We start from the raw sequence: 22,083 nt of genomic DNA on the forward strand, positions 1-22,083 counted from the left end.
CGGCCGCATCACGATCGCCGCCGCGAGCGTCGCTTCGAGGTCGGCACGGGTCTGGCCCGGAAGGCCGTACATCAGGTCGAAATTGAGCGAGGCGACGCTCGCGCGGCGCAGCCCCGCCGCCGCGCGCTCGACCTCGTCCCGCGGCTGGACGCGGCCGATCGCGCGCTGGACATGGTCCTCCAGCGTCTGGACGCCGAGCGAGGCCATGGTGGCGCCCGCCGCGCCGATCGCCTCCAACCATTCGTCCGAGAGGCTGCGGGGATCGAGCTCGATCGAGATCGGCGCCTCGCCGAAGGCGGCACGGACCCTGGCGAGCAGGCGCAGGAAGTCCTGCGGACCTATGGCGTTGGGGCTGCCGCCGCCGAAGGCGATGCGGGTCGGCCGCCCGCGCCCGGCGAGCCGCGCTGCGACCAGCTCCACCTCCGCCTCCAGTGCTTCCAGATAGGCCGCGAGGCGCTTCGCGCGGTTGGCGGCGCCAGTGTTGCAGCCGCAATACCAGCAGATTTCGTGGCAATAAGGGATGTGGAGGTAGAGCGAGACCGGCGCATCCCCCTCCACGCCGGCCAGCGCGGCGGAGAGGTCCGCCGACCCGACCGTATCGTCGAACTCGGCGGCCGTGGGATAGGAGGTGTAGCGCGGCACCGGCGTCGCCAGCAGCTCCGGATGATAAGGCCAGTTCACGATGCTTCGTCCTCGATGAAGATGCGCAGGGCCGCGCCGTCCATGTCGTCGAACTGGCCGGCCCGGGTCGCCCAGAAGAAGGCGCCGAGCGCGCCGAGGCCCATCAGCAAGGCGATGGGGATGAGAAAGGCGAGGCCGGTCACCGCGCCGCGCTCCGCAGGCGCAGCGCGTTGGCGACGACCAGCACGGAGCTTCCCGACATGGCGAGCGCCGCCACCAGCGGCGTGACGAGTCCGGCAAAGGCGAGCGGCACGGCGACAAGGTTGTAGAGGATGGCGAGGAAGATATTCTGCCGCACCACCCGCATCGTGCGGCGCGCGACCTTCACCGCGGCGGCGACCGGCGCGAGGCTGTCGCCCAGGAAGACCGCGTCCGCCGCCGTCTGGCCGACGTCGCTGGCCGAGGCGGGCGCCATCGAGACATGGCCGGCGGCGAGCGCCGGGCCGTCGTTCAGCCCGTCGCCCACCATCAGCACCTTGCGGCCGGCACCCGACAGGCGGGCGATGGCGGCGAGCTTGTCTTCCGGATGCATTCCCGTCTGGGCGGTGAGACCCAGCGCGCGGGCGACCGGCGCGACCGCCGCGGCCCGATCGCCCGAGACGATCGACGCGGCGATTCCGTCCGCCGCGAGCTCCGCCAGCGCCGCGGCGGCGTCGGGGCGGATCGCATCCTCGAAATGGAGGGTGACGGACCGTCCGCCGATGCGGAAACAGGCGGCGAGGCCGGCGCCGCCCCGCTCCGGCCGCTCCAGTGCGACATCCTCGCCTTCGAAACGGGCCGAGAGACCATGGCCGGGGCGTTCGGCGACGTCGGACAGCACCGCCGGCGCCACCCCCTCCGCCTCCAGCGCGCGGCGCAGCGCCTCGCTCAACGGATGACGGCTCTCCCGCGCGAGGGCGAGGAGCACGGGACGGTCGGCCCCGGGCAGCTGATCGAGGTCGGTCGGGCGCGGGCGGCCGAGCGTCAGCGTGCCGGTCTTGTCGAACAGGGCCCGGTCGGCCTCGGCCAGCCGCTCCAGCGCCGACCCGTCCTTGATCAGCACGCCGCGCCGCATCAGCGCGCCCGACGCCACCACCTGCGCGGCCGGCACCGCGAGGCCGAGCGCGCAGGGGCAGGTGATGATCAGCACGGCAGCCGCGATCATCATCGCCTGGTGCCAGCCCGCGCCCGCCGCCATCCAGGCGATGAAGGCGGCGGCGGCGAGCGTGTGGACGGCGGGCGCGTACCAGCGGGCGGCGCGGTCGGCATAGCGGACGTAGCGCGAGCGCGCCTGGCCGGCATGTTCCATCATCCGCGCGATGTCGGCAATGGCGGTGTCCGGCCCGGCGGCGGTGACGCGGACGGTGATCGGCGCGTCGAGATTGAGGGTGCCGGCATGGACCCGCGCGCCCTCGGTCACCGCCTGCGGCGTGCTTTCGCCGGTGAGCAGCGACAGGTCGAGGCTGGAACGGCCCTTCTCGACCACGCCGTCGGCGGCGAGCCGCTCGCCGGCGGCGGCGAGGATGCGCATGCCCGGCTCGATCTCCTCGGCCTTGCGCCACACGCTCCCGCCGTCGTCGCGCAGGACCAGCGCGCCCGGCGCGGTCTGGCGCAGCAGGGTGGCGACTCCGTCACGGGCGCGGTCGCGCATCACGCTGTCCATCAGCCGCCCGACCAGCAGGAAGAAGAGCAGCATGACGGCGCCGTCGAAATAAGCGTGCGGGCCGCTGGTCAGCGCCTCGTGCAGGCTGAGCAGGGTGACGAGCAGCACGCCGATCGAGATCGGCACGTCCATGGTGGTGCGCCCGTGCCGCAGCGCGCCGAGCGCGGAGCGGAAGAAGGGCTGGCCGGAATAAGCGACGGTCGGGATGGCGATCGCCGCCGAGATGAGGTGGAAGAGGTCGCGGGTCGCGCCGGTCGCGCCCGACCAGACCGAGACCGACAGCAGCATCACGTTCATGGAGGCGAAGCCCGCGACGGCGGTGGCGAGGGCGAGCTTGCGGCTCTCCGACGTCGCAGCGGTCGTGGCCTCGGCCTTCAGCGCCTGCGCCTCGAAGCCGAGCCGTTCGAGTGCCGCCTGCAGGTCCGGCGGCTGGAGCGCCGGATCGTGGACGACCGCGACCTGGCGCGCGGTGAAGTTCACCCGCGCCGATGCGATGCCGGCGACGTGCGGCAGCCCGTCCTCGATCTTCGCGATGCAACCTGCGCAGCGCAGGCCGGGCACGGCGAGAAGGGTGGTGACCGGTTCACCGCCCCCCCTTCCTTGACCAAGGGAGGGGTCGGGGGTGGGTTGGACCGTCGTAGAACGGTGGCCTTTCGGAGACCCACCCACCCCCGGCCCCTCCCTGCGTGCAGGGAGGGGAGATTTGAGCGCGATCCCGCTCATCCGATCGACTCGATGAAGCGCGCTTCGTCGGCGCCGCGGCGGACCAGCAGGTGAAGGTTCCAGCGACCGGCGGGGAGCGGCGCCTGCGAGACGTAGCGGCCGCCGCCCAGCGGCGTGAAGCGCAGCGCCACGTCGGGCGCGCGACCGACCGGATGCTGGGCGAGGGCATGAACGACGGCGCCCTCCGCGCCCGCGAGCTCGACCGTCACCCGGCCGCCTGCGTCGCGGCGCGCCGCGACCGTCCAGCCGAGACCTTCCTGGGCGCGCGCAGCGGCGAGCCAGGCGTTGAAATTCTGGCTGGCGACATAGCTGTTCTCGACCACCTTGCCGCCGAAGGTGCGGGTCGCGAAGGTCGCCATGACGGCGTTGACGGCGATGATCGTCCCGAAGAAGGCGATCATCACCGCCCACATATGATAGCCGGTGAAGCGGCGGGTCATCTCGGCGGTCTTTCGAAGAAGGTGTCGGTGCGGTCGGCCCCGCCTTCGTCGTCCAGGGCGCGGACGACGAAGGCGAAGGCCTGCCTCTCCTCTCCGCCATCGGGCGCGACCACGAATATACGTAGTTTCGCGAGTGCGTCCGCCGGCACCTGCGCGCGCACCGCGCCGCTTCCCTCCTCGCGGCTCATCCCCTCCATCCACATCCGCCCGCCCGGCAGGCCGACGAGCGCGACCTCCACCTCGCGCGGGCGCGCCTGCATGTTGCGGATCTTGACGGTGAAGCCGTTGCGGATGTGACCGTCGGCGAGGCGCACGAAGATCGGGTTGCGGTCCTGGAGCGCGGTCGCGTCGAGCCGCGTGCGCTGGCCGAGCGCGAACAGCATCGCAAGGCCGATCGCGCCCCAGATCGCGAAGTAGATCAAGGTGCGCGGGCGCAGCAGCGTCCGGAGCGTGCCGGGCGCGGTCCCGCCCGCCTGCTCGATCGCCGCCTGCTCGGCGGTGGCATAGTCGATGAGGCCGCGCGGCCGGCCGATCTGCGCCATCACCTTGTCGCAGGCGTCGATGCACAACGCGCAGGTGATGCAGCCGATCTGCGGACCTTCGCGGATGTCGATGCCGGTCGGGCAGACCTGGACGCACTGGCTGCAGTCGATGCAGTCGCCGGTGAGGCCGAGATCCTCGAGGCTCGCACGCTTCAGCCCGCGGTTGCGGGGCTCGCCGCGCCACCGCTTGTAGGTGACGGTGAGCGACTTCTCGTCCATCATCGCGGTCTGGATGCGCGGCCAGGGGCACATGTAGATGCACACCTGCTCGCGCATCACGCCGCCGAGCAGGAAGGTGGTGGCCGTGAGGACGCCGACGGTCGCGTAAGCCACGAAGGCGGCGTCGCCGGCGAGGAAATCACGCGCCAAAGTGGGGGCGTCCGCGAAATAGAAGATCCAGGCGCCGCCGGTCGCCAGCGAGATCAAGAGGAAGGCGCCATATTTGCCGCCCCTCCTCGCGAGCTTGGCCAGGCTCCAGGGCGCGCGGTCGAGCCGGAGCTGCGCGTTTCGGTCGCCCTCGATCAGCCGCTCGACATGCTGGAACAGGTCGGTCCAGACGGTCTGCGGGCAGGCATAGCCGCACCAGGCGCGGCCGACCGCCGAGGTGACGAGGAACAGGCCGATCCCCGCCATGATCAGCAGGCCCGCCACATAATAGAATTCGTGCGGCCAGATCTCGATCGCGAACATGTAGAAGCGGCGGCCGGCGAGATCGACCAGCACCGCCTGGTCGGGCGCATGGGGGCCGCGATCCCAGCGCAGCCAGGGGGTCACGTAATAGATGGCGAGCGTCACCGCCATCACCGCCCATTTGAGGCGCCGGAACGGCCCGTCCACCGCCTTTGGGTGAACGGCCTTGCGCTTCTCGTACAGGCTCGACCGCCCGAGCCCGATCAGGTCCTTGAGGGAGGACATCGCAGAATGCCCGCCGGGCTCAGTTCGCCGATGGAGCGGCGCCGCGCTCCGCCGCGGCCAGTTCGGAGCGCCCGCCTTCGCCGCCGCCCAGCGAATGCACGTAAGCGGCGAGCATCTTCAGCGTGACGGGATCGAGCCGGTGGCCCCAACGCGGCATCACGCCGTAGCGGCTGTTGGCGATCGAGGTGCGGATCGCGGCCGCATCGCCGCCATAGAGCCAGATGGCGTCGGTGAGATCGGGCGCGCCGACCGCGCGGTCGCCCTTGGCGTCGGCACCGTGGCAGGAGGCGCAATTGGTCGCGAACAACGCCGATCCGCGCCGCGCGGCGGCGCCGGCGACATGCTTGCCGGAGAGGCCGCGGACGTAGGAGGTGAGATCGTCGATCTCGGCCGCCTGCAGCAGACCGTCGCGGCCGAAGGCGGGCATCTGCGACATCCGCGTTTCGGCATGATCGGGCTGGCGGATACCGTGTACGATCGAATGATGGATGGAGGCGATGTCGCCGCCCCACAGCCATTCGTCGTCGTTGAGATTGGGATAGCCGGGCGATCCGGCCGCGCCCGATCCGTGGCACTGGACGCAGTTCACGCGGAAGGCGGCGCGGCCGCCTTCGACCGCCGCCTGCATCAGATCGGGCCGGGCGTGGAGCTGCTCGATCGGCAAGGCGGCGAGCGCGCGGCGCACCGGCGCCTGGCGCTCGCGCTCGGCCGCCAGCTCCTGCTCCAGCTGGCCGCGGCTCGACCAGCCGAGCAGGCCGTCGGTGGCCCGGTTCACCATCGGCCAGGCCGGATAGAGGATCACATAGCCCAGCGCCCAGACGATGGTGGCGTAGAAGGTCCACAGCCACCAGCGCGGCATCGGCGTGTCGAGCTCCTCGATACCGTCCCATTCGTGGCCGACCAGATGGGTCCCGGTCGGCTCGTCGACGCGCTTCTCGTCAGCCATGGTCGCTGTCCTTGTCGAAGATCATGTGGGCGGCGCGGGCGTTGCGCGCGCGCGAGCCGGGGAGGAAGGCCCAGCCGATGAAGGAGAGGTAGAGGAGCGCGAGGAAGACCAGGCCCCAGCTGTCGGCGAAGTGCCGGAAGGCGTCGTAGCTCATCGCGCCTTCTCCTGCGGCGCGGCGGCCTCGAAATCGACGAGCGTGCCGAGCATCTGGAGATAGGCGACCAGAGCGTCCATCTCGGTGAGGCGGGAAGGATCGCCGTCGAAGTCGCGCGCCTGGGCCTTGGGATAGCGCGCCGCGAGCGCGCGGTGATCGCCCATCGGATCCGCCTGCGCCTTGAGATCGTCGTTCGCCGCCGCGATCGCCGCATCGTCATAGGGCACGCCGAGCCGCGCCTGGGCGCGCAGGTGGCGGCGCATGTCGCCCTGGTCGAGCGGCCGGTCGGCGAGGAAGGCGTAGCCCGGCATGATCGATCCGGGCACGACGGCGCGGGGGTCCTTCAGATGCTGGACGTGCCATTCGTCGGAATAGCGGCCGCCGACGCGCGCCAGGTCCGGCCCGGTACGCTTGGAACCCCACTGGAACGGCCGGTCGTACATCGATTCCGCGGCCAGGCTGTAATGGCCGTAGCGCTCCACCTCGTCGCGGAACGGCCGCACCATCTGGCTGTGGCAGGAATAGCAGCCCTCGCGGACGTAGATGTTGCGGCCGGCGAGTTCGAGCGGGGTGTAGGGACGCACCCCTTCCACCTGCTCGATCGTCGAATCGATCCAGAACAAGGGCGCGATCTCGACGATCCCGCCGATCGCGACCGCCACGAAGGAGGCGACGCCGAGCAGGGTGACGTTCTTTTCGAGCGTCCTGTGGCTGAAGAACTTTGCCATGGGAAAGGGTTCCTATTCGGCGGCGATAAGATCGGGGGCGGGCGCGGGCCGGCGGCGGCGGCGTCCCGGGAAAGGCACCGGCGGCGGCGGCGCGGGCGGAAGCGGCCGGTCCTTGTCGGGATCGAAGGCGGCGGCGGACATCGGCTTCTCGTCGCGCAGCCGTCCGGCGATGGTCATCCAGACGTTGAAGACCATGACGAGCGCGCCGGCGAGATAGAGCGCGCCGCCCGCCGCCCGGATCATGTACATCGGGAACATGGCGTCGACGACTTCGGAGAAGGCGTAGACGAGATAGCCGTCCGCCCCATATTCGCGCCACATCAGCCCCTGCATGATGCCCGCGACCCACATCGCCGCCGCGTAAAGGACGATGCCGAGCGTCGCGAGCCAGAAGTGCCAATTGACCATGCGCAGCGAATAGAGCCGCTCGCGCGCCCACAGCCGCGGCACCAGATAGTAGATCGCCGCGAACGTGATCATGCCGTTCCAGCCGAGCGCGCCCGAATGGACGTGGCCGATGGTCCACTCGGTATAATGGGACAGCGAGTTGACCGCCTTGATCGACATCATCGGCCCCTCGAAGGTGGCCATGCCGTAGAAGGCGAGCGCGATCACCATCATGCGGATGATCGGATCGGTGCGGATCTTGTCCCACGCCCCGTTGAGCGTCATCAGGCCGTTGATCATGCCGCCCCAGCTCGGCATCCACAGCATCACCGAGAAGACCATGCCGAGCGTCTGCGCCCAGTCCGGCAGCGCGGTGTAGTGAAGGTGGTGCGGGCCCGCCCAGATGTAGAGGAAGATCAAGGACCAGAAGTGGATGATCGACAGTCGGTAGCTGTAGATCGGCCGCTCCGCCTGCTTCGGCACGAAATAGTACATCATGGCGAGGAAGCCGGCGGTCAGGAAGAAGCCGACCGCATTGTGGCCGTACCACCATTGGGTGAGCGCATCCTGCACGCCGGCGAAGGCCGAATAGCTCTTGGAGCCGGTGAGGCTGACGGGCAGCGACAGGTTGTTCACCACGTGCAGCATCGCGACCGTGATGATGAAGGCGAGGAAGAACCAGTTGGCGACGTAGATGTGCGGCTCGCGCCGCTTCACGATCGTGCCGACGAAGACGGCGAGATAAGCGAGCCAGACTGCGGTCAGCCACAGATCCACATGCCATTCCGGCTCGGCATATTCCTTGGAGGAGGTGACGCCGAGCAGATAGCCGCTCGCGGCCAGCACGATGAACAGCTGGTAGCCCCAGAAGACGAAGCGGGCGAGGCCTGGGAAGGCGAGCCGCGCGCGGCAGGTGCGCTGGACGATGTAGAAGCTGGTCGCGATCAGCGCGTTGCCGCCGAAGGCGAAGATCACCGCCGAGGTGTGGAGCGGCCGCAGCCGGCCGAAGCTGGTATATTCGAGGCCGAGGTTCAGCGCCGGATAAGCGAGCTGGAGCGCGATGTAGAGGCCGGCCAGGAAGCCGACGATCGCCCAGAACACGGTGGCGATGACGCCCCAGCGGACCGGATCGTCGTCGTAGCGGCTCTCGTCGGCGGGGACCTTCAAGATGCCGCGCGCGATCGCCGTATAATCGGCGCCGCTCATCGTCAGCCACATCATCAGCAAGGCCGCCGCGGCGACGATGCCCATATGCACGGCGAAGCCCGTGTCGGCGGCCGCGACCAGCCCTGCAAAGGCGATCAGGGCGACGAGCAGCCATCCCCCCGTCTTCATCACCAACGTATCCATAACCCCGAAGCCTCGTCGCGCGGGGAGAAGCCCCGCAGATGCTCGGCTAGTGCGCCGCTGGAGGTCGGCGGATGAATAGGTATGTTCCCTTAGAAGCTCTCCGCGATCGCCGCACCAACGAGCCGAACAGCATCTCATGCCTGTGGCAGGCCAAGGCTGCATCGCACTCGGCAGCTGACGGCTCCGCCGAGCGCCAACGGCAGAGAAGAAGGGAGGCGGCCGCCCACAGCGCCTCGTCAAAGAAGAAGGGCCGGCATCTCCACTAGGAAAGGAGGCGCCGCCGCCATCCCCGAGCACCGCAGCAACAGCATGATTTAAGAGGCGGAGTAGTATTTCGTATATTACCTAAGACGCAAATAAATGTGATGCCGGTTGCTGTAATGTAGGGGGCGCCCAACTCACCCAATGGTGGATCTGCGATTGCCGCCTACGTGAACACCTCGTCGTTCATTGATGCCTCCGAAACAGCTTCTTCTTTACGCCCCGCGTCGGTCGCGGCGCTGCTTGCCCGTCCTTCCATGCAGACGGGATGAGTATGATTGCTGCCAGCGCCGCCACGGCGTAAGCGCCGATGATGAAAGGGCCTGTGCCAGCCGGACTCCACAGAATCAGGGCTGCTATGCTGAGAACTATTGCGAAAAGCGGGAAGGCGCGCAGTGTGTTCGTGTCGAACAGGATCCGCCCCCATGAGCGAACTTCCGAAGTGATCGGGCGCCACAATATGCCCCTGGTAATCGATCAATCGCTCACGAACATGCTGGTACTTGACCCGCTCGATCTGCAAGCTGCCGCCTGCATCGATTTCGCACTGGGATAGAATCGACTCACGCGTGGACCGATTGCTGATGGCGGAACACGCGCTCGGCTCAACTGGGGGTGCGATCAGGCGACACCCTCCAACCCACGATCATGCAGCGGCTCCTACAGGCGATCGGCCAAGGTCGTCACCGACCATCATGAAAGGTCGTCGAGGTGGCCTCCAGCTCCGCATGGATGGCGAGGATGACGGCGGGATCCGTTTTGCTGGGATTTTCGGCGAGGATGTGCGTCGCCGCCAAACAGCGACAGGCAAGACATGGCGAGCTTGAGCATGTCCGTTCTCCTTCATTCGCCAGACGAGGGCGGAGCGGGGATTGTGACGGACGGGCGAACGTGCCGGCGGTCTGGCTTCAGCCGAAAAATCCGCAAGGGGGGCGTCACTTCACGTGCAGGAAAATCGTCTTGAGTGCAGGATCGAGCAGGAGCAATCGATGAACCCTCGCCTCAACCCCTATGCGGCCGCCCCGCAGACCATGGCTGCCATGACGGCTCTCGACCGTGCGGTTCGCGAGTCGGGCTTGGATCCCCAGCTTGCGGAGTTGGTGAAGATACGCGCATCCCAGATCAACGGCTGCGCCTATTGCATCCATCTGCACAGCCGGGAGGCGCTTGCCGCAGGCGAGACCGAGGAGCGGCTCCTGCTGCTCGGCGCATGGGAGGATTCCCCCTTATATTCCGAACGCGAACGGGCGGCCCTCGCCTGGACAGATGCCGTGACCCGGCTGCCAGAGACAGGTGCTCCCGACGCGGACTATGCCGCTCTCGACCGCTGCTTCGGCGCCGAGGAGAAGGTCACGCTCACCGTGCTGATCGGCTTGATCAATGCCTGGAATCGCATCGCAGTCGGGTTCCGATCGGTGCACCCCGTGGGACGGATCTGAAACCGGCGCGATGCACGACCAGAGTTTGACCGATTTCGAGGAGCATCGCCGCGAGCTGCTGAACCTGGCCTATCGGATGCTGGGCTCGTTCAGCGAGGCGGAGGATGTGGTTCAGGAGAGTTGGCTGCGTTGGCAAAAGGCGGTCGAGGTGGAACAGCCGGCGTCCAGCCGTGCCTATCTCCGCAAGATCGTCAGCCGGCTGTGCCTGGATTACCTGAAATCCGCGAGAGCGCGGCGCGAACTCTACGTGGGTCCCTGGCTTCCGGAGCCGGTGTGCCCGCCGGCCCAGGAAGAGCTCGCGCTCGAGCGCGACATCAGCTTCGGATTCATGCTGGCGCTCGAAAGGCTGGCGCCCAAGCAGCGCGCCGCATTCATCCTCCACGACATCTTCGAGCTCCCATTCTGCGAAGTCGCGGAAACGATCGGCGCATCGGAGGCTGCCGCGCGTCAGCTGGCGGCTCGCGCCCGGCGCGAGCTCAGCGCTTCCCGCAGCCGCTTCCCGGCCGAAGCCGCAGAGGCCGAAGCTCTCACCCAAGCCTTTCTGAACGCATCGCGCAGCGGCGACGCGGAAGCGCTAAAGCGGATCTTCGCGGAAGACGTGCGGGTGTATACCGACGGCGGCGGCGTGCGCCCGGCCGCCCTCAACGTCATCGAAGGCCGGGAGCGCGCGAAGCGGCTATTCCTGGGCCTCTACCGCAAGTTCGCCGGCACGCCGCCGCCCATCCTCTATCGCGGCACGATCAATGCCTCCCCTGGTTTCGTGACGCTCGAGGCCGACAACATCCCCCAGGCGACGGCCCTGGAAATCCGGGGTGACCGGATCGGGGTCGTCTACATCATCAGAAATCCGGAGAAGCTGAAGCTGATCGCACGCGCCGCTTTTCCCCCAAGGGCCAGATGAGCATGATTGTCGAAGAAGCCATCCACGGATCCATCGCGGTTGAGGAGCCGGTGCTCCTCGACCTTCTGCGCGCGCCCTCCATTGCCCGCCTCGGCGGCGTCTATATGGGCGGCATCACTGCCCTTCTCGGGCTCGGTCCGCGTTCGACCCGCCTCCAACATTCGATCGGAGCGATGTTGCTGGTGCGCCGCCCTGGCGGGACGGTGGAGGAGCAGGCTGCCGCTCTGTTGCACGACATAAGCCATACCGCCCTCAGCCACGTCATCGATTATGCGCTCGGCTCGCCTGGGCGGCAGTCCTTCCACGACGAACGGAAGGAAGCATATCTTCGCGGGACCGAAATTCCTGCGATCTGCGAGCGTCATGGCCTCGACTGGCGCGCCATAGCCGACGAGCGCAGATGGCCGCTCGTCGATCAGCCGGCCCCGCGTCTTTGCGCCGACCGGATCGACTACACGTTGCGGGACGCGGTCGATCTCGGATTCCTCGACGCCGCCGAACTGGAAGAAATGCTGAACGACCTTTGCGTGATGCAGAACCGCATCGCGTTTCGCAGCTGCGAGCGCGCCCGGCGGTTTGCCGAGGCCTATGCGGCTTGCGACCGCTCCTGCTGGGCCGACCCGTTCGGCGTGGGCCTGTACGAGCTGACGGCGCGGGCGCTTCGCCGGGCGCTGGAAATTGGCGCGATCCGCATCGACGATCTCTGGGAAGAAGATCGCCCGTTCTGGGAGCTGATCCACCGGTCGGATGACGAACGCCTCGTCCGTGCGCTGGCTCTGGTCTCCCCTCAGACCAGGTTCGCCATCGCCGACGAAGGCGGCGATCTGAAGCTTCAACTGAAGATCAGGTCCATCGATCCCGACGTGAGAACGGGGCCCGATCGGGCGACTCCGCTCAGTGGGATCGATTCAGAATGGGCATCGCGCCTCGCGGCGGATCTGGAGACGAGACCGCCATCGGTGAACCTGCGCATCCTCGAACCGGCTTGACGCTTCAGGGCACCTGAACTCTCCGGGAGGCTGCCTCTTCGGTAGATCCGGTTCCGGGTCGGGGCACGGCCGCCCGTGCATTACCGCCACTGCACCAGGTCCAGCGGTCGGACGAAACGCCTGCTGCTGTGATCGCCTGGTTCCCGAAGTGCGCCGCCATTGGACAGCGCTGCCGAAACGACGACCCAGCTCAGTTGGACCAGATCCCACCTGTTCCCCAGATAGTCGAGGAATACCGCCACCGTGCCATAGGCCTCCTGCCGTGGCGGTTCCACGAACACGACGCCGTTCCCAACCATGGCTTCGTGGTCGGTCCCCAAAGATCGTCAGCCACGTCCGATCGGCTCCGTCCGCGCGCTGCGGTTTCGGCGGCCGAGGAACCGGCTGACGCCTTTGAGCGCCTCAGCGGATCCGACGATCTGCTCGAACGCGGCAGCCTCGATCAGCAGCCCTTCGTCGATGCCGACGTTGAGGCCGCGGTGAACCGCGTGCAGGGCCGCCGCAACGGCAGCCGCCGGTCTGCTCGCAACCTGTGCGGCAAGCGACATCGCCTCCGCCAGGAGCAGGTCGGGAGGCACGACCTTGTTGACGAGACCGAGCACGAGGGCGCGATTCGCATCGATCGGACGGCCCGTCAGGATCATCTCCAAAGCCGCTTTCCTGCCGACCTGCCGCGGGAGCCGCTGCGTTCCGCCGAAGACCGGTATGATGCCGATGTCGATTTCCGCCTTGGAGAACGTCGCTCCCTGCGCGGCAACGGCGAGGTGCATGGCCTCCGTGATCTCGCACCCTCCGCCGAACGCCAGTCCGTTGACCGCCGCGATGATCGGTTTTCGGTAGCTTTCGAGCCTTCGGCAGAGATCCTGCCCGGGACGCACGAAATCCCGTGCCGCATGTTCGGGTCCGGCCGCAACCGACGTGCTGAACTCGGCAATATCCGCGCCCGCGCTGAAGGCCCGGCCGGCTCCGGTCACCACGAGGGCACGGATCGAGCCGTCCGTCTCGGCGGCGTCCAGCGCCCGCATGAGTTCCGAGATCAGGTGGCGGTTGAGAGCGTTGAGCTTGGCGGGGCGGTTGAGCGTAAGCACGAGCACCGCGTCGCGCTGGGTTGAGAGAAGAACGTCTTGCTGCATGGCTGCTCCTGCGTTGGCTCAGGCGGATGCGTCGGATCGCGCGGTTCGAAGATCCTCGATGAGCCGATCGACATGCGCCTCGCGGGAAGAGTGGCCGGTGATGCAGGCGCGAAGCACCTCCTTCCCCTCGAAACGGGCGGCGGAGATCCACGAGCGCCCCCGCTCCACGACGGCGGCGGCGATGTCGCCAAGCGGGATCCGGTCATCGGGCGGCGCGAAACATACGACGCCGAGCGGGCTCTCATTCAGAATGCGCCAGTGGTCCGCCACGAGCTGACGGCGCAGATACTCGGCCAAGCTGCACGTTCTGCGAATATGGTCGCGATATCCAGAGCGGCCCAGAACGGCGAGCGAGAGGAAGAGCTTCAGGCCGATGAACCGCCGCGACCACTGGGCGGAGTGGGTATAGGGGTCAACCCCCTCCACCGCGTGCGCCGGCATGTAGCTGGCGGTCACGTCGAACGTGCGCCGGAGCAGCGCATTGTCCCGGCACAGGAACATGCCGGCTCCCATCGGGACTGACAGCCACTTGTGGGCGTCGATCGTCACAGAATCGCTGGCGGCGATTCCGTTGAAGTAGGCGTGCATCTCGGGATCGATGAGAGCCGCGCCGCCCCAGGCTGCATCGACGTGGAACCAGCACGAATATCGGCGGGCGACATCGGACATAACCTGCAGAGGATCGATCATTCCGGCGTTGGTCGTCCCGGCGGTCGCGCAGATGAGGAACGGCACCTCGCCGGCGCGCCGGTCGTTTTCGATCATCGCCTCGAGCTGGCCGACATCCATCCGGCCCTTGCCGTCGGTCGACACCAGGCATACCGCGTCGCGGCCGATGCCGGCCTGGTGCGCGATCTTGAGCCATGCAAGATGGCTTTCCATCGAGGCGTAGAGGCGCGGCTGGCCGGTCAATGCGCGGGCGCCTTTGGAGGCAAAGGAGGGACAGGAACGGGTCAAAGCGGCCAGAACGGCCGTATAATTGGCTTCGGACCCTCCGCTCGTGAAATGTCCAGCCGTTTCGTCGGCGCCCCAGCCGATCCAGCCGCCGACCTCCGCGATCGTGAACGCCTCGATCTCCACTGCGGCAGGCGCGTGCGACCAGGTTGCAAGCTGCGGATTGAGCGTCGCCGTGATCAGGTCCGCCACGATCCCGGGAAATGTCGGGCTCGGATTGAACAGTCCGAAATAGCCCGGATGCATCATCTGGACATTGCCTTGCGTGAGCAGCTCGACGACCTTGCCGCCGGCTTCGCCGAGATCGCTTCCCCCTTCGTTGAGGAACTGCTGCAAGGCGTCGCGAATCTGCGGTCCGGTGAGCTGCGGAGCGACGGGCTTGTCGGGCATGTCCCGGAGCGCGGATTCCAGCAGGTGCCATATCCGCGACACGCATGACGCTCGCCCGAACGCGTCTCCCCACAGTCCATCCATAGCCTCAGACCTCATAGCCGTTACCCTTCGCCCGCTCTTCGCCCCGCTCCCGCACGCCCGCCTCCCGAAGCTTGCGGCCAAAGGCCGAGGTGAACCGCATGATGCCGTGACAAGCTTCCGGAGGCCTGGTCGGCGATTGTCTCCCTCCGTTCGCGAATTGAATCGCCGAAGGTGCGGCCACTCCGCAAAGGAGGCACTTTCCGCCTCATCGCTCCTCCAATGGCAGTTCAGCCGCGCCCCACATGGGGACTGCGTGCGCTGCGACGAGCTTCAGGACAAATGCGGGGGCGAGCCATGCGAGGCCGGAGGTCGGGACGAGGAGCGAGAGCGCCGCGATCGCCAGCGCGCAATATCCAAGCGCCACCGACCGCTTGACCGCCGGTGGCGAGTGGATGACCAGCAAGGTGCCAAGAGCGCCCGAGAGCCACAACAGAGCCGCTCCCCCCGTCGTGAGGCCCGGCAGCAGAAGCGCCAGAATGAACGGCTGCACATGCGCCACGGAGAAGAGCAGCGGGCCATAGGGCCGCTCCGGCCGGTGATAGCGGCGCGTCGCGGCGACGGTCGCATTGGCCGCCACTCCTCCCACGACGTCGAACGCAAGGACGATCAGGACGCCCCACTGCCACCACCGGAGCTCCTGCTCGGCATCTACCATGCAGAGGATCGCCAGCATCGCTCCGAGAAGACCCAGCGCCAGGGCCGCACGCGTCTCCCCGGGAGCCGCGCGCTCGCCGAAGGCAAGTGCGGCAACCCGCGACCGCAGCGTCTCCCGCCTCCCGTTCAATCCGCCCTCCTGTGATTCAATGCTAACGATTGTAATGTATCAATTGCCGAGCTATAGCGAATCAATGATCGCAGTCCAAGCCGCAACGGTGCCGCCGCGACCGACCCGCTCCCGCTACCCCGAGCCGTTCGCGGCGCTCATGGCGGGAAGGACCAAGCGGGTGCTGGGTGAGCTGTTCGGCCTGACCAATTTCGGCGTCAATCTCACCACGCTCGAACCGGGCGCGCGGTCGGCGCTGCACCACCGGCACAGTGCCCAGGACGAGTTCGTCTACGTGCTCGACGGGGAGGCAGTGATCATCCGCGGCTCCGAGGAAGTCATCGCGGGTCCCGGCACATGCGCGGGCTTCAAGGCCGGCGGAGACGCGCACCATATCGAGAATCGCGGACAAAGGCCGGTCACCTATCTGGAGATCGGCGACCGCACCCGGCCCGACCGGGCAACCTATCCGCTCGATGACCTGGAAGCGGAGGCGACGGAGCAGGGCTGGCGCTTCTCACACAAGGATGGGTCTCCCTACTGATGCGCGGGGCGGTATGACGCTGGCAGCCTTCCTTTCGCTGGTGACCTTCTCGTTCGCCATGGCGATCACGCCGGGTCCCAACAACCTGCTGCTGACCACGTCCGGCGTCGCTTACGGATTTCGCGGAACGATCCCGGCGATCGCCGGAACGTTGATGGGCATATGCGGGCTGTTCCTCGTGTCCGGCGCCGGCGTGGGCGCACTGGTGGCGGCCGACGCCAGAGCCCAGGCGATCCTGCGCCTGGTCGGCGCGGCCTACCTCATGTTCCTGGCCTGGCGTCTCTGGCGAGCGGCGGAGCTTGCCGAGACGGAGCCGACGCCGCCACTCCGCCTGTGGCACGTGGCCGGATTCCAGTTCGTCAATCCGAAAGCCTGGATGATGTCGGTCTCGGCCGTCTCCATCTATGTGGCGGCCGGGGAAGGCTATGCGCTACGCCTGCTCTCCGTCGCCGCCATCTTCATCACGGTCGCGGCGCCTTGCGCCGTCCTGTGGGCCGGCTTCGGGGCGGGCATGCGAAGGGCTCTGCGTGACCCCGTCCGGCTGCGCTTGTTCAACCGCTCCATGGCGGTGCTGACCGCTGCCTCGGCAATGCTCGTGCTGCTATGGTGACGTCCATGTTCGTCGTTCTGGGAGATGAGCGGTCCGGCAACTGCCTCAAGGTCAAATGGCTGCTTGACCATCTCGGCCTTGCCTACGAATGGCGCCGCGTCGACATTCTGACCGGCGCAACGCGCGAGCCGGAATTCCTCGCTCTCAATCCTGCGGGACAGATCCCGGTGCTGCTTCTCGGAGACGGCCGGGCGCTCGCCCAGTCGAACGCCATCCTGCTGCACCTGGCCGAGGCGACGCCTCTCGTCCCGGCCGACTCCTACGAGCGCGCGAAGATGCTCGAATGGATGTTCTGGGAACAATATAGCCACGAGCCTTACCTTGCGGTCCGAAGATTCCAGCGGCTGTATCTCGGGCGTAGCGAGGAGGATCTGGACCCGCGGTTGCTCGAAAGAGGCGAGCGCGCGCTCGCCATCATGGAGGCGACGCTCGAACGGAGCGACTGGCTGGTTGCGGGCCGGCTCACCCTCGCCGACATCTGCCTCCTTCCCTACACCCAGCTCGCACCCGAGGGCGGGTTCGATCTCGGCCGGTGGCCGTCGGTCCTGCACTGGATCGAGCGGGTAAGGGAGCGCCTCGGGTGTGGACCCAGCTCACCGGGTCTGTCGATGGAGCCGCGCCGGTGAGGGAAGCCCATGCCCCTTATGCGCCGCTATGGGTGCCCAAAACGCTGGCGGACGGCGTCTGGACGGTGGACGGGCCCGAAATCCGCATGAACATGCTGGGCCTTCGCGTACCGTTCCCCACGCGAATGACGATCGTCCGGCTTCGCGGGCGCGACCTGTGGGTCCATTCGCCGATCGCGCCCCGCACGGAGCTGTACTCGGCGGTCGAGCGACTTGGCCGCGTCGCCTGCCTCGTCGCGCCCAACAGCCTCCACCATGCCTATGCCGGCCCGTGGCAGGATCGCTTTCCCGAGGCGCGGCTGTTCGCGGTTCCCGACCTCGTGCGCAAGACAAAGGTGTCGGGAGCCGAGATCCTCGGGTCCGATCCGCCACCGGAATGGGCAGATGATTTCGATCAGCTGCTCGTGGCCGGCGACGCCATCGAGGAAGCGGTGTTCTTCCATCGCGCCTCCAGGACCCTGATCCTCACCGATCTCATCGAGAATTTCGAAGCGCAGCGGGTGCGGGTGCGGCCGCTCCGCTGGGCGTTGAAGCTTGCCGGTGCGACCCACCCCGATGGAAAGGCGCCGCTCGATCTCCGGCTGAGCTTCCTGCGGCACCGCCGGGCGCTGCGCGCCGCCGCCAGGCGAATGCTCGAATGGGCGCCGGAGCGGGTCGTCATGGCCCATGGCCGCATCTACCAGGCGGACGGCGCCGCCGAGCTCGCGCGGGCGTTCCGCTGGGTCCTCGCTCCCCGGCCCGGGCGCAGGACCAGCTCCCGCCGGGAGCGCGGCTGAATGCCGATGTTCGAGGGCTGGAGCGCCGAAGCGGCGCGGGCGTTCTGCGAACGCTGGCTGCCTGCCTGGACCGGGAACGACCCGGAGAGACTGCTGTCCTTCTACGCCGCGGACGCCTTCTACAGTGACCCGGCGGTCCCGCTCGGCCTCCTCGGACGCGAACGGCTGATGGATTATTTCCGTCGTTTGCTCGCGGCTTATCCGGAATGGGTCTGGACGCACCGGCGAAGCCTTCCGCTGCGGGACGGCTTCCTCAATTTCTGGGATGCGCGCCTCGACGCCAGCGAGACATCGCCTCGCTGGTCGGGTGTGTGCGTTGTCCAGATCGGCCGCGGCCTGATCATTCGGAACGAGGTCTTCATGGATCGGAGCGCCATGCCACGCCCAACCGGCGGCGGCCGAGCGGCCGGGTCATGAGCGGAGCCCGTCTCGGCTTCATCGGCCTCGGCATCATGGGGCTGCCCATGGCGCGGCGCCTGCTTTCCTCGGGGAGGACGCTCACCGTCTGGAACCGCTCGGCGACCGCGCTTGACGCGCTCTCCGACGACAGGCGCGCCCGGATCGCAAGCTCCGCGCCAGAAGTGTTCGCCTCCAGCGACGTCATCATATTGATGCTCGCCGACGAGCAGGCGATCGACGCGGTGCTCGGGCGTCCGGGCCACGGATTCGCCCGCAACGTCGCCGGCCGCACGATCGTTCAGATGGGCACCACCTCGCCCCGATATTCGGCCGCCCTCTCCCGCGACGTGCAGGCAAGCGGCGGCAGCTATGTCGAGGCGCCGGTGTCGGGCTCGCGCGTCCCGGCCGAGCGCGGCGAGCTGGTCGCGATGCTCGCGGGTCCGGCCGGGGCAGTTGGGAAGGTGCGCCCCCTGCTCGCGCCGATGTGCCGAAGCCTCGTCGACTGCGGCGCCGTCCCCGCGGCCCTGCTCACGAAGCTCGCGGTGAACATCTTCCTGATCGCGACGGTCACCGGGCTCACCGAGGCGTTCAACTTCGCCCGGCAAAACCGGATCGACCTTCAGCGCTTCCGGGAGGTGCTGGATGAGGGCCCGATGGCGAGCGCGGTGTCGCGCATGAAGCTCGACAAGCTGATGTCCGGAGACAAGGCACCGCAGGCGTCCATCGCCGACGTCCTCAAGAATTGCAGCCTGATCGTCGATGCCGCGCACGCCCGCGAGATCGCTTCCCCGCTGCTGGATCGATGCCGGGCGCTCTACGCCGACGCGCTCGATGCGGGATATGGGGAAGAGGACATGGTCGCGGTGCTCCATGCATTCCGTCACAGGCTTTCCTTACCGTGACATGTCCTCTCGCAAGAGCTGGCGTCCGCGTCGCTCGACCCGCGCCGATCCCCTTGGTAGAGCCCTGGTGAAGCCGGTGGCGAGAGGGAGCGGGACGAGGTGAATTGGGAGCCCATTCTGGCTGACGGTTCCACTCCGGTCTACGAACGCCTCGCCGATGCCATCGAACGCGACGTCGCGTCCGGAGCCCTGCGCGCCGGCGCGCGGCTTCCCCCCCACCGCGACCTCGCTGTCCGGCTCGGGCTCGGGGTGGGCACGGTCAGCAAGGCCTATTCGGAAGCGGAGCGGCGCGGCCTCGTGAGAGGCCATGTCGGCCGCGGCTCATTCGTCACCGCCCGGCGCGGCGCACAAGGGACGGCGGCGCTGGTCGATTTCGCACGCAACGTCCCGCCGGCCGCACCCGCGGCGGACAGGCTCGGCGAGGCCCTGGCGGCCCTTCGTGGCCGGCCGGACCTCGCGGAGGCCGCCACCTACTCGCAGGTCGAAGGCCTCCCTCGCACGCGGGCCGCCGGCGCGGCATGGCTGCGGGGGCGCTGCGGCGTCTACGGGGCGACCGCGGAGCGGCTCATCCAGTGCAACGGCGGCCAGCACGGTCTCGGGATCGCGCTCGCCGCCGCCGGCCGGCCCGGCGACGGCGTGATGTGCGATGCCGCCACCTTCTTCGGGATGCGCATGCTCGCCGATCATGCCGGCTATCGCCTGCATGCCGTGGCGATGGACGCCGGAGGCATGATCCCGGACTCGGTGGAGGATGTCGCGCGGCGAACCGGAGCGCGCATCCTCTACGTGATGCCGACGCTGCAGAATCCGACCACCCGGACCCTCTCCGAGGCTCGACGGCATGAGATCGCCCGGCTTGCCGAGCGGCTCGGCCTCGTCCTGATCGAGGACGACGTCTACCGGCCCTATGCTCTCGACGCACCGGGCCTTCCGACCTTCGCCGACCTGCTGCCGGACCGGACCTATCATGTTGCCAGCGTGTCGAAGTCCATCTCGCCGGGCCTTCGCGTCGGATTCATCCTGCCGCCGCGGGACAGGCACACCGCCGTCGCCCGGGCGGCGCAGGCGGCCGGCTGGAGTCCCGCGACGCTGGGCGGCATGATCTTCGCCGAGTGGGTGGAGGACGGCACCGCGGACGGCATCCTGCGGGACATCGTCGCGGAGGTGCGATGGCGCACCGAGACGGCGGCCAAGATCCTCGGGGACGCCGTGGAGCGTCCCGCCTTCGCCGCCTCTCCGCACGTCTGGCTCCCGCTGCCCGTGCTCGACGCGGAGCGCGCCGCCGGCCGCGCGCTCAGGGCCGGCGTCCAGGTCACGCCTGTGGACGCCTCGCTCGTCGACGCCCATCTGGCGTCGGGCATCCGCCTGTGTATCGCGGCGGCCGAAGCGGAGGACGTGGTGCGCGGTCTGGAGGTCGTTCGCGACGCCTTGCACGAGGAGATTGCCGGCCGGTCGATCGCCTTCGTCTGAGCCGCGGCCAAGGATGGACCCGCACTCATCTTACCGTGGCAGAAAGCGTCAGCCGTCCTCGCGCCGCGTGCCGTGAAACAGCGTTGCGGTGCGGCCGCCCACCCATATCTGACCGTCTTCGTCCTGGGTCACGATGATGCGGCCGGTCCGGCCGAGTCGAGTCCCCTGGGCGGCGACATAGCGATGGCGGGCGCGTCCGCTGGCGAACAGCCATTGCCCGATCGATGCGTTGAGGCTGCCCGTCACCGGGTCCTCGATCAATCCTCCCAGACCGTTGCCGAAGAACGCGCGCACCTCGTAATCGGCATCTCCACCTTCGGCATGGGCACCGACGACTCCTATGTCGACCACCCCCTCATGGTGCCAGGCGGGCTCGATCGCCAGGACGTCCGCGGCGGAGTGCAGCATCACCGCGATCCAGCCGGGGCCGTTGTCGACCCACTGCGCATCGACGATCGCCGACCGGTCGATCCGCAGCACGTCCGCGACCTGCACGATTTCCGCTTCGGCCGGGCGACCCGCGCGGATGAGCGGCGGCGCCGCGAAGGCGAGGCGGTCTTCCTGCCTCCTGATCCTGACCAGCCCGGCACCGCACTCCTGCACCACGGCATCGGAAAGGCTTTGACGCCCGCCGGCCGCGAGCCAGGCATGGCAACTTCCCAGCGTCGGGTGGCCGGCGAACGGCAACTCGCGGGCGAGAGTGAAGATGCGGACCCGGTAATCGGCATCGGGCCGCGTCGGTGGCAGCAGGAAGGCGGTCTCCGAAAGGTTCAGCCAGCGCGCGATGCGCTGCATTTCGGTCGTGCTGAGCTCCTCGGCGTCCGATACCACCGCGAGGGGATTGCCGGTGAACGGGCCGGTTCCGAACACGTCGACGAGCTGGAAAGGACGATGCAAAGCGGGGCTCCGGTCAAAGAAGGTCGTCGATCGCCGCGATGAGCAGCGGGTGGGTCAGGCGCCGTCGTATCTCATCCATGCTGTCCCGCCAGCAAGGCGATCGGCGAACGGCGCGCTTGAGAGTGGGCCACGCCGTGCGGGCCGCACCACAGCCCTCGAGCACGGTTCGGTCGATCCGGGCGGCGACGCGCCGTGCGGCCGCCGGATCTGCGGGCTGGAGGTCCGCGCTCGGCACGACGATCCTGAACTGATGACGTTGAAGCTCGCCCGCTTGGGCCGGGGACAGGGCCACAACCGCCGGAAGAACGCACATCAAGACTCCGGAACGTCTCATCCTCGCCTCCATCTTCGGAAGAATTGCAGCCTTTCGGCTCGCCAGGACAGGGACGATCCAGTACAATCCCAACGAACTGTACTGACCGGCATGAGGATACGGT

At 68.1% G+C, this 22,083-nt stretch carries 24 protein-coding genes; 10 read left to right on the top strand and 14 right to left on the bottom strand.

Going from position 1 to position 22,083, the window contains the following annotated elements:
* The 9 genes from ACK4K7_RS00005 to ccoN all read right to left on the bottom strand — a co-directional run.
* On the bottom strand, positions 1-684 hold a 684-nt coding region (locus ACK4K7_RS00005), incomplete at its 3' end, for a radical SAM protein (protein ID WP_431863604.1).
* Positions 678-824 (bottom strand): cbb3-type cytochrome oxidase assembly protein CcoS, encoded by a 147-nt coding sequence (ccoS, locus tag ACK4K7_RS00010; RefSeq protein WP_431863605.1) that lies wholly within the window; start codon positions 822-824, stop codon positions 678-680. The genes ACK4K7_RS00005 and ccoS, both read right to left, overlap by 7 nt.
* Positions 821-2,884, bottom strand: coding sequence for a heavy metal translocating P-type ATPase (locus ACK4K7_RS00015; protein ID WP_431863063.1), 2,064 nt, complete (start codon positions 2,882-2,884; stop codon positions 821-823). The genes ccoS and ACK4K7_RS00015 overlap by 4 nt, the downstream gene beginning before the upstream one ends.
* A gap of 158 nt (positions 2,885-3,042) precedes the next feature.
* Positions 3,043-3,486 carry a FixH family protein gene (locus ACK4K7_RS00020; protein ID WP_431863064.1) on the bottom strand — a complete coding sequence of 148 codons (444 nt, stop codon included), beginning with the start codon at positions 3,484-3,486 and terminating at the stop codon, positions 3,043-3,045.
* Positions 3,483-4,943, bottom strand: a complete 1,461-nt coding sequence (gene ccoG, locus ACK4K7_RS00025; protein ID WP_431863065.1) for a cytochrome c oxidase accessory protein CcoG — start codon at positions 4,941-4,943, stop codon at positions 3,483-3,485. The genes ACK4K7_RS00020 and ccoG overlap by 4 nt, the downstream gene beginning before the upstream one ends.
* Before the next feature lie 19 nt (positions 4,944-4,962).
* Positions 4,963-5,889, bottom strand: a complete 927-nt coding sequence (gene ccoP / locus ACK4K7_RS00030; RefSeq protein WP_431863066.1) for a cytochrome-c oxidase, cbb3-type subunit III — start codon at positions 5,887-5,889, stop codon at positions 4,963-4,965.
* Positions 5,882-6,043: a cbb3-type cytochrome c oxidase subunit 3 gene (locus ACK4K7_RS00035; RefSeq protein ID WP_431863067.1), complete on the bottom strand. Its 162-nt coding sequence runs from the start codon at positions 6,041-6,043 to the stop codon at positions 5,882-5,884. The genes ccoP and ACK4K7_RS00035 overlap by 8 nt, the downstream gene beginning before the upstream one ends.
* Entirely contained in the window at positions 6,040-6,771 is a 732-nt protein-coding gene (gene ccoO, locus ACK4K7_RS00040; protein WP_431863068.1) for a cytochrome-c oxidase, cbb3-type subunit II, read from the bottom strand. The genes ACK4K7_RS00035 and ccoO overlap by 4 nt, the downstream gene beginning before the upstream one ends.
* A gap of 12 nt (positions 6,772-6,783) precedes the next feature.
* Positions 6,784-8,508, bottom strand: coding sequence for a cytochrome-c oxidase, cbb3-type subunit I (gene ccoN / locus ACK4K7_RS00045; protein ID WP_431863069.1), 1,725 nt, complete (start codon positions 8,506-8,508; stop codon positions 6,784-6,786).
* 1,250 nt (positions 8,509-9,758) lie between these two features.
* Here ccoN and ACK4K7_RS00050 point away from each other — a divergent pair.
* The 3 genes from ACK4K7_RS00050 to ACK4K7_RS00060 all read left to right on the top strand — a co-directional run bounded on the left by ACK4K7_RS00050 (position 9,759) and on the right by ACK4K7_RS00060 (position 12,098).
* The gene (locus ACK4K7_RS00050) at positions 9,759-10,208 is read left to right on the top strand and encodes a carboxymuconolactone decarboxylase family protein (RefSeq protein WP_431863070.1); all 450 of its coding nucleotides are present in this window, start codon (positions 9,759-9,761) and stop codon (positions 10,206-10,208) included.
* A gap of 10 nt (positions 10,209-10,218) precedes the next feature.
* Entirely contained in the window at positions 10,219-11,109 is an 891-nt protein-coding gene (sigJ, locus tag ACK4K7_RS00055) for an RNA polymerase sigma factor SigJ (protein WP_431863071.1), read from the top strand.
* Positions 11,110-11,213: 104 nt separating this feature from the next.
* A complete protein-coding gene (locus ACK4K7_RS00060; protein ID WP_431863072.1) occupies positions 11,214-12,098 on the top strand; it encodes a hypothetical protein in 885 nt (294 codons plus the stop codon).
* A gap of 326 nt (positions 12,099-12,424) precedes the next feature.
* Here ACK4K7_RS00060 and ACK4K7_RS00065 read toward each other — a convergent pair whose 3' ends face one another.
* The 3 genes from ACK4K7_RS00065 to ACK4K7_RS00075 all read right to left on the bottom strand — a co-directional run bounded on the left by ACK4K7_RS00065 (position 12,425) and on the right by ACK4K7_RS00075 (position 15,332).
* On the bottom strand, positions 12,425-13,231 hold the full coding sequence (locus ACK4K7_RS00065; RefSeq protein ID WP_431863073.1) for an enoyl-CoA hydratase-related protein: 807 nt from the start codon (positions 13,229-13,231) through the stop codon (positions 12,425-12,427).
* A gap of 18 nt (positions 13,232-13,249) precedes the next feature.
* The gene (locus ACK4K7_RS00070; protein ID WP_431863074.1) at positions 13,250-14,575 is read right to left on the bottom strand and encodes a pyridoxal phosphate-dependent decarboxylase family protein; all 1,326 of its coding nucleotides are present in this window, start codon (positions 14,573-14,575) and stop codon (positions 13,250-13,252) included.
* A 289-nt stretch (positions 14,576-14,864) separates the two neighbouring features.
* Positions 14,865-15,332: a hypothetical protein gene (locus tag ACK4K7_RS00075; RefSeq protein WP_431863075.1), complete on the bottom strand. Its 468-nt coding sequence runs from the start codon at positions 15,330-15,332 to the stop codon at positions 14,865-14,867.
* Between the two features lie 175 nt (positions 15,333-15,507).
* Between ACK4K7_RS00075 and ACK4K7_RS00080 the strand changes: the two genes are divergently transcribed.
* From ACK4K7_RS00080 to ACK4K7_RS00110, 7 genes are all read left to right on the top strand, one after another.
* Positions 15,508-15,966 (top strand): cupin domain-containing protein, encoded by a 459-nt coding sequence (locus ACK4K7_RS00080; protein WP_431863076.1) that lies wholly within the window; start codon positions 15,508-15,510, stop codon positions 15,964-15,966.
* A gap of 13 nt (positions 15,967-15,979) precedes the next feature.
* Positions 15,980-16,576: a LysE family translocator gene (locus ACK4K7_RS00085; protein WP_431863077.1), complete on the top strand. Its 597-nt coding sequence runs from the start codon at positions 15,980-15,982 to the stop codon at positions 16,574-16,576.
* 5 nt (positions 16,577-16,581) lie between these two features.
* Positions 16,582-17,202 carry a glutathione S-transferase family protein gene (locus tag ACK4K7_RS00090; protein WP_431863078.1) on the top strand — a complete coding sequence of 207 codons (621 nt, stop codon included), beginning with the start codon at positions 16,582-16,584 and terminating at the stop codon, positions 17,200-17,202.
* Positions 17,199-17,978 (top strand): DUF4336 domain-containing protein, encoded by a 780-nt coding sequence (locus tag ACK4K7_RS00095; RefSeq protein ID WP_431863079.1) that lies wholly within the window; start codon positions 17,199-17,201, stop codon positions 17,976-17,978. Before ACK4K7_RS00090 ends, ACK4K7_RS00095 begins: the two co-directional genes overlap by 4 nt.
* A 6-nt stretch (positions 17,979-17,984) precedes the next feature.
* Positions 17,985-18,395 carry a nuclear transport factor 2 family protein gene (locus ACK4K7_RS00100; protein WP_431863080.1) on the top strand — a complete coding sequence of 137 codons (411 nt, stop codon included), beginning with the start codon at positions 17,985-17,987 and terminating at the stop codon, positions 18,393-18,395.
* On the top strand, positions 18,392-19,279 hold the full coding sequence (locus ACK4K7_RS00105) for an NAD(P)-dependent oxidoreductase (protein ID WP_431863081.1): 888 nt from the start codon (positions 18,392-18,394) through the stop codon (positions 19,277-19,279). Before ACK4K7_RS00100 ends, ACK4K7_RS00105 begins: the two co-directional genes overlap by 4 nt.
* Positions 19,280-19,378: 99 nt before the next feature.
* A complete protein-coding gene (locus tag ACK4K7_RS00110) occupies positions 19,379-20,749 on the top strand; it encodes a PLP-dependent aminotransferase family protein (protein ID WP_431863083.1) in 1,371 nt (456 codons plus the stop codon).
* A 48-nt stretch (positions 20,750-20,797) separates the two neighbouring features.
* Here the strand turns inward: ACK4K7_RS00110 and ACK4K7_RS00115 are convergent, their stop codons facing one another.
* Together ACK4K7_RS00115 and ACK4K7_RS00120 are read right to left on the bottom strand one after the other, a co-directional pair.
* Complete coding sequence (locus tag ACK4K7_RS00115) at positions 20,798-21,646, bottom strand: PhzF family phenazine biosynthesis protein (protein ID WP_431863084.1); 849 nt, start codon at positions 21,644-21,646, stop codon at positions 20,798-20,800.
* Between the two features lie 13 nt (positions 21,647-21,659).
* Positions 21,660-21,980 carry a UrcA family protein gene (locus tag ACK4K7_RS00120; protein ID WP_431863085.1) on the bottom strand — a complete coding sequence of 107 codons (321 nt, stop codon included), beginning with the start codon at positions 21,978-21,980 and terminating at the stop codon, positions 21,660-21,662.
* Positions 21,981-22,083: the final 103 nt, after the last annotated feature.

The sequence above is a fragment of the Allosphingosinicella sp. genome, from assembly GCF_046295735.1.
GTDB lineage: Bacteria > Pseudomonadota > Alphaproteobacteria > Sphingomonadales > Sphingomonadaceae > Allosphingosinicella.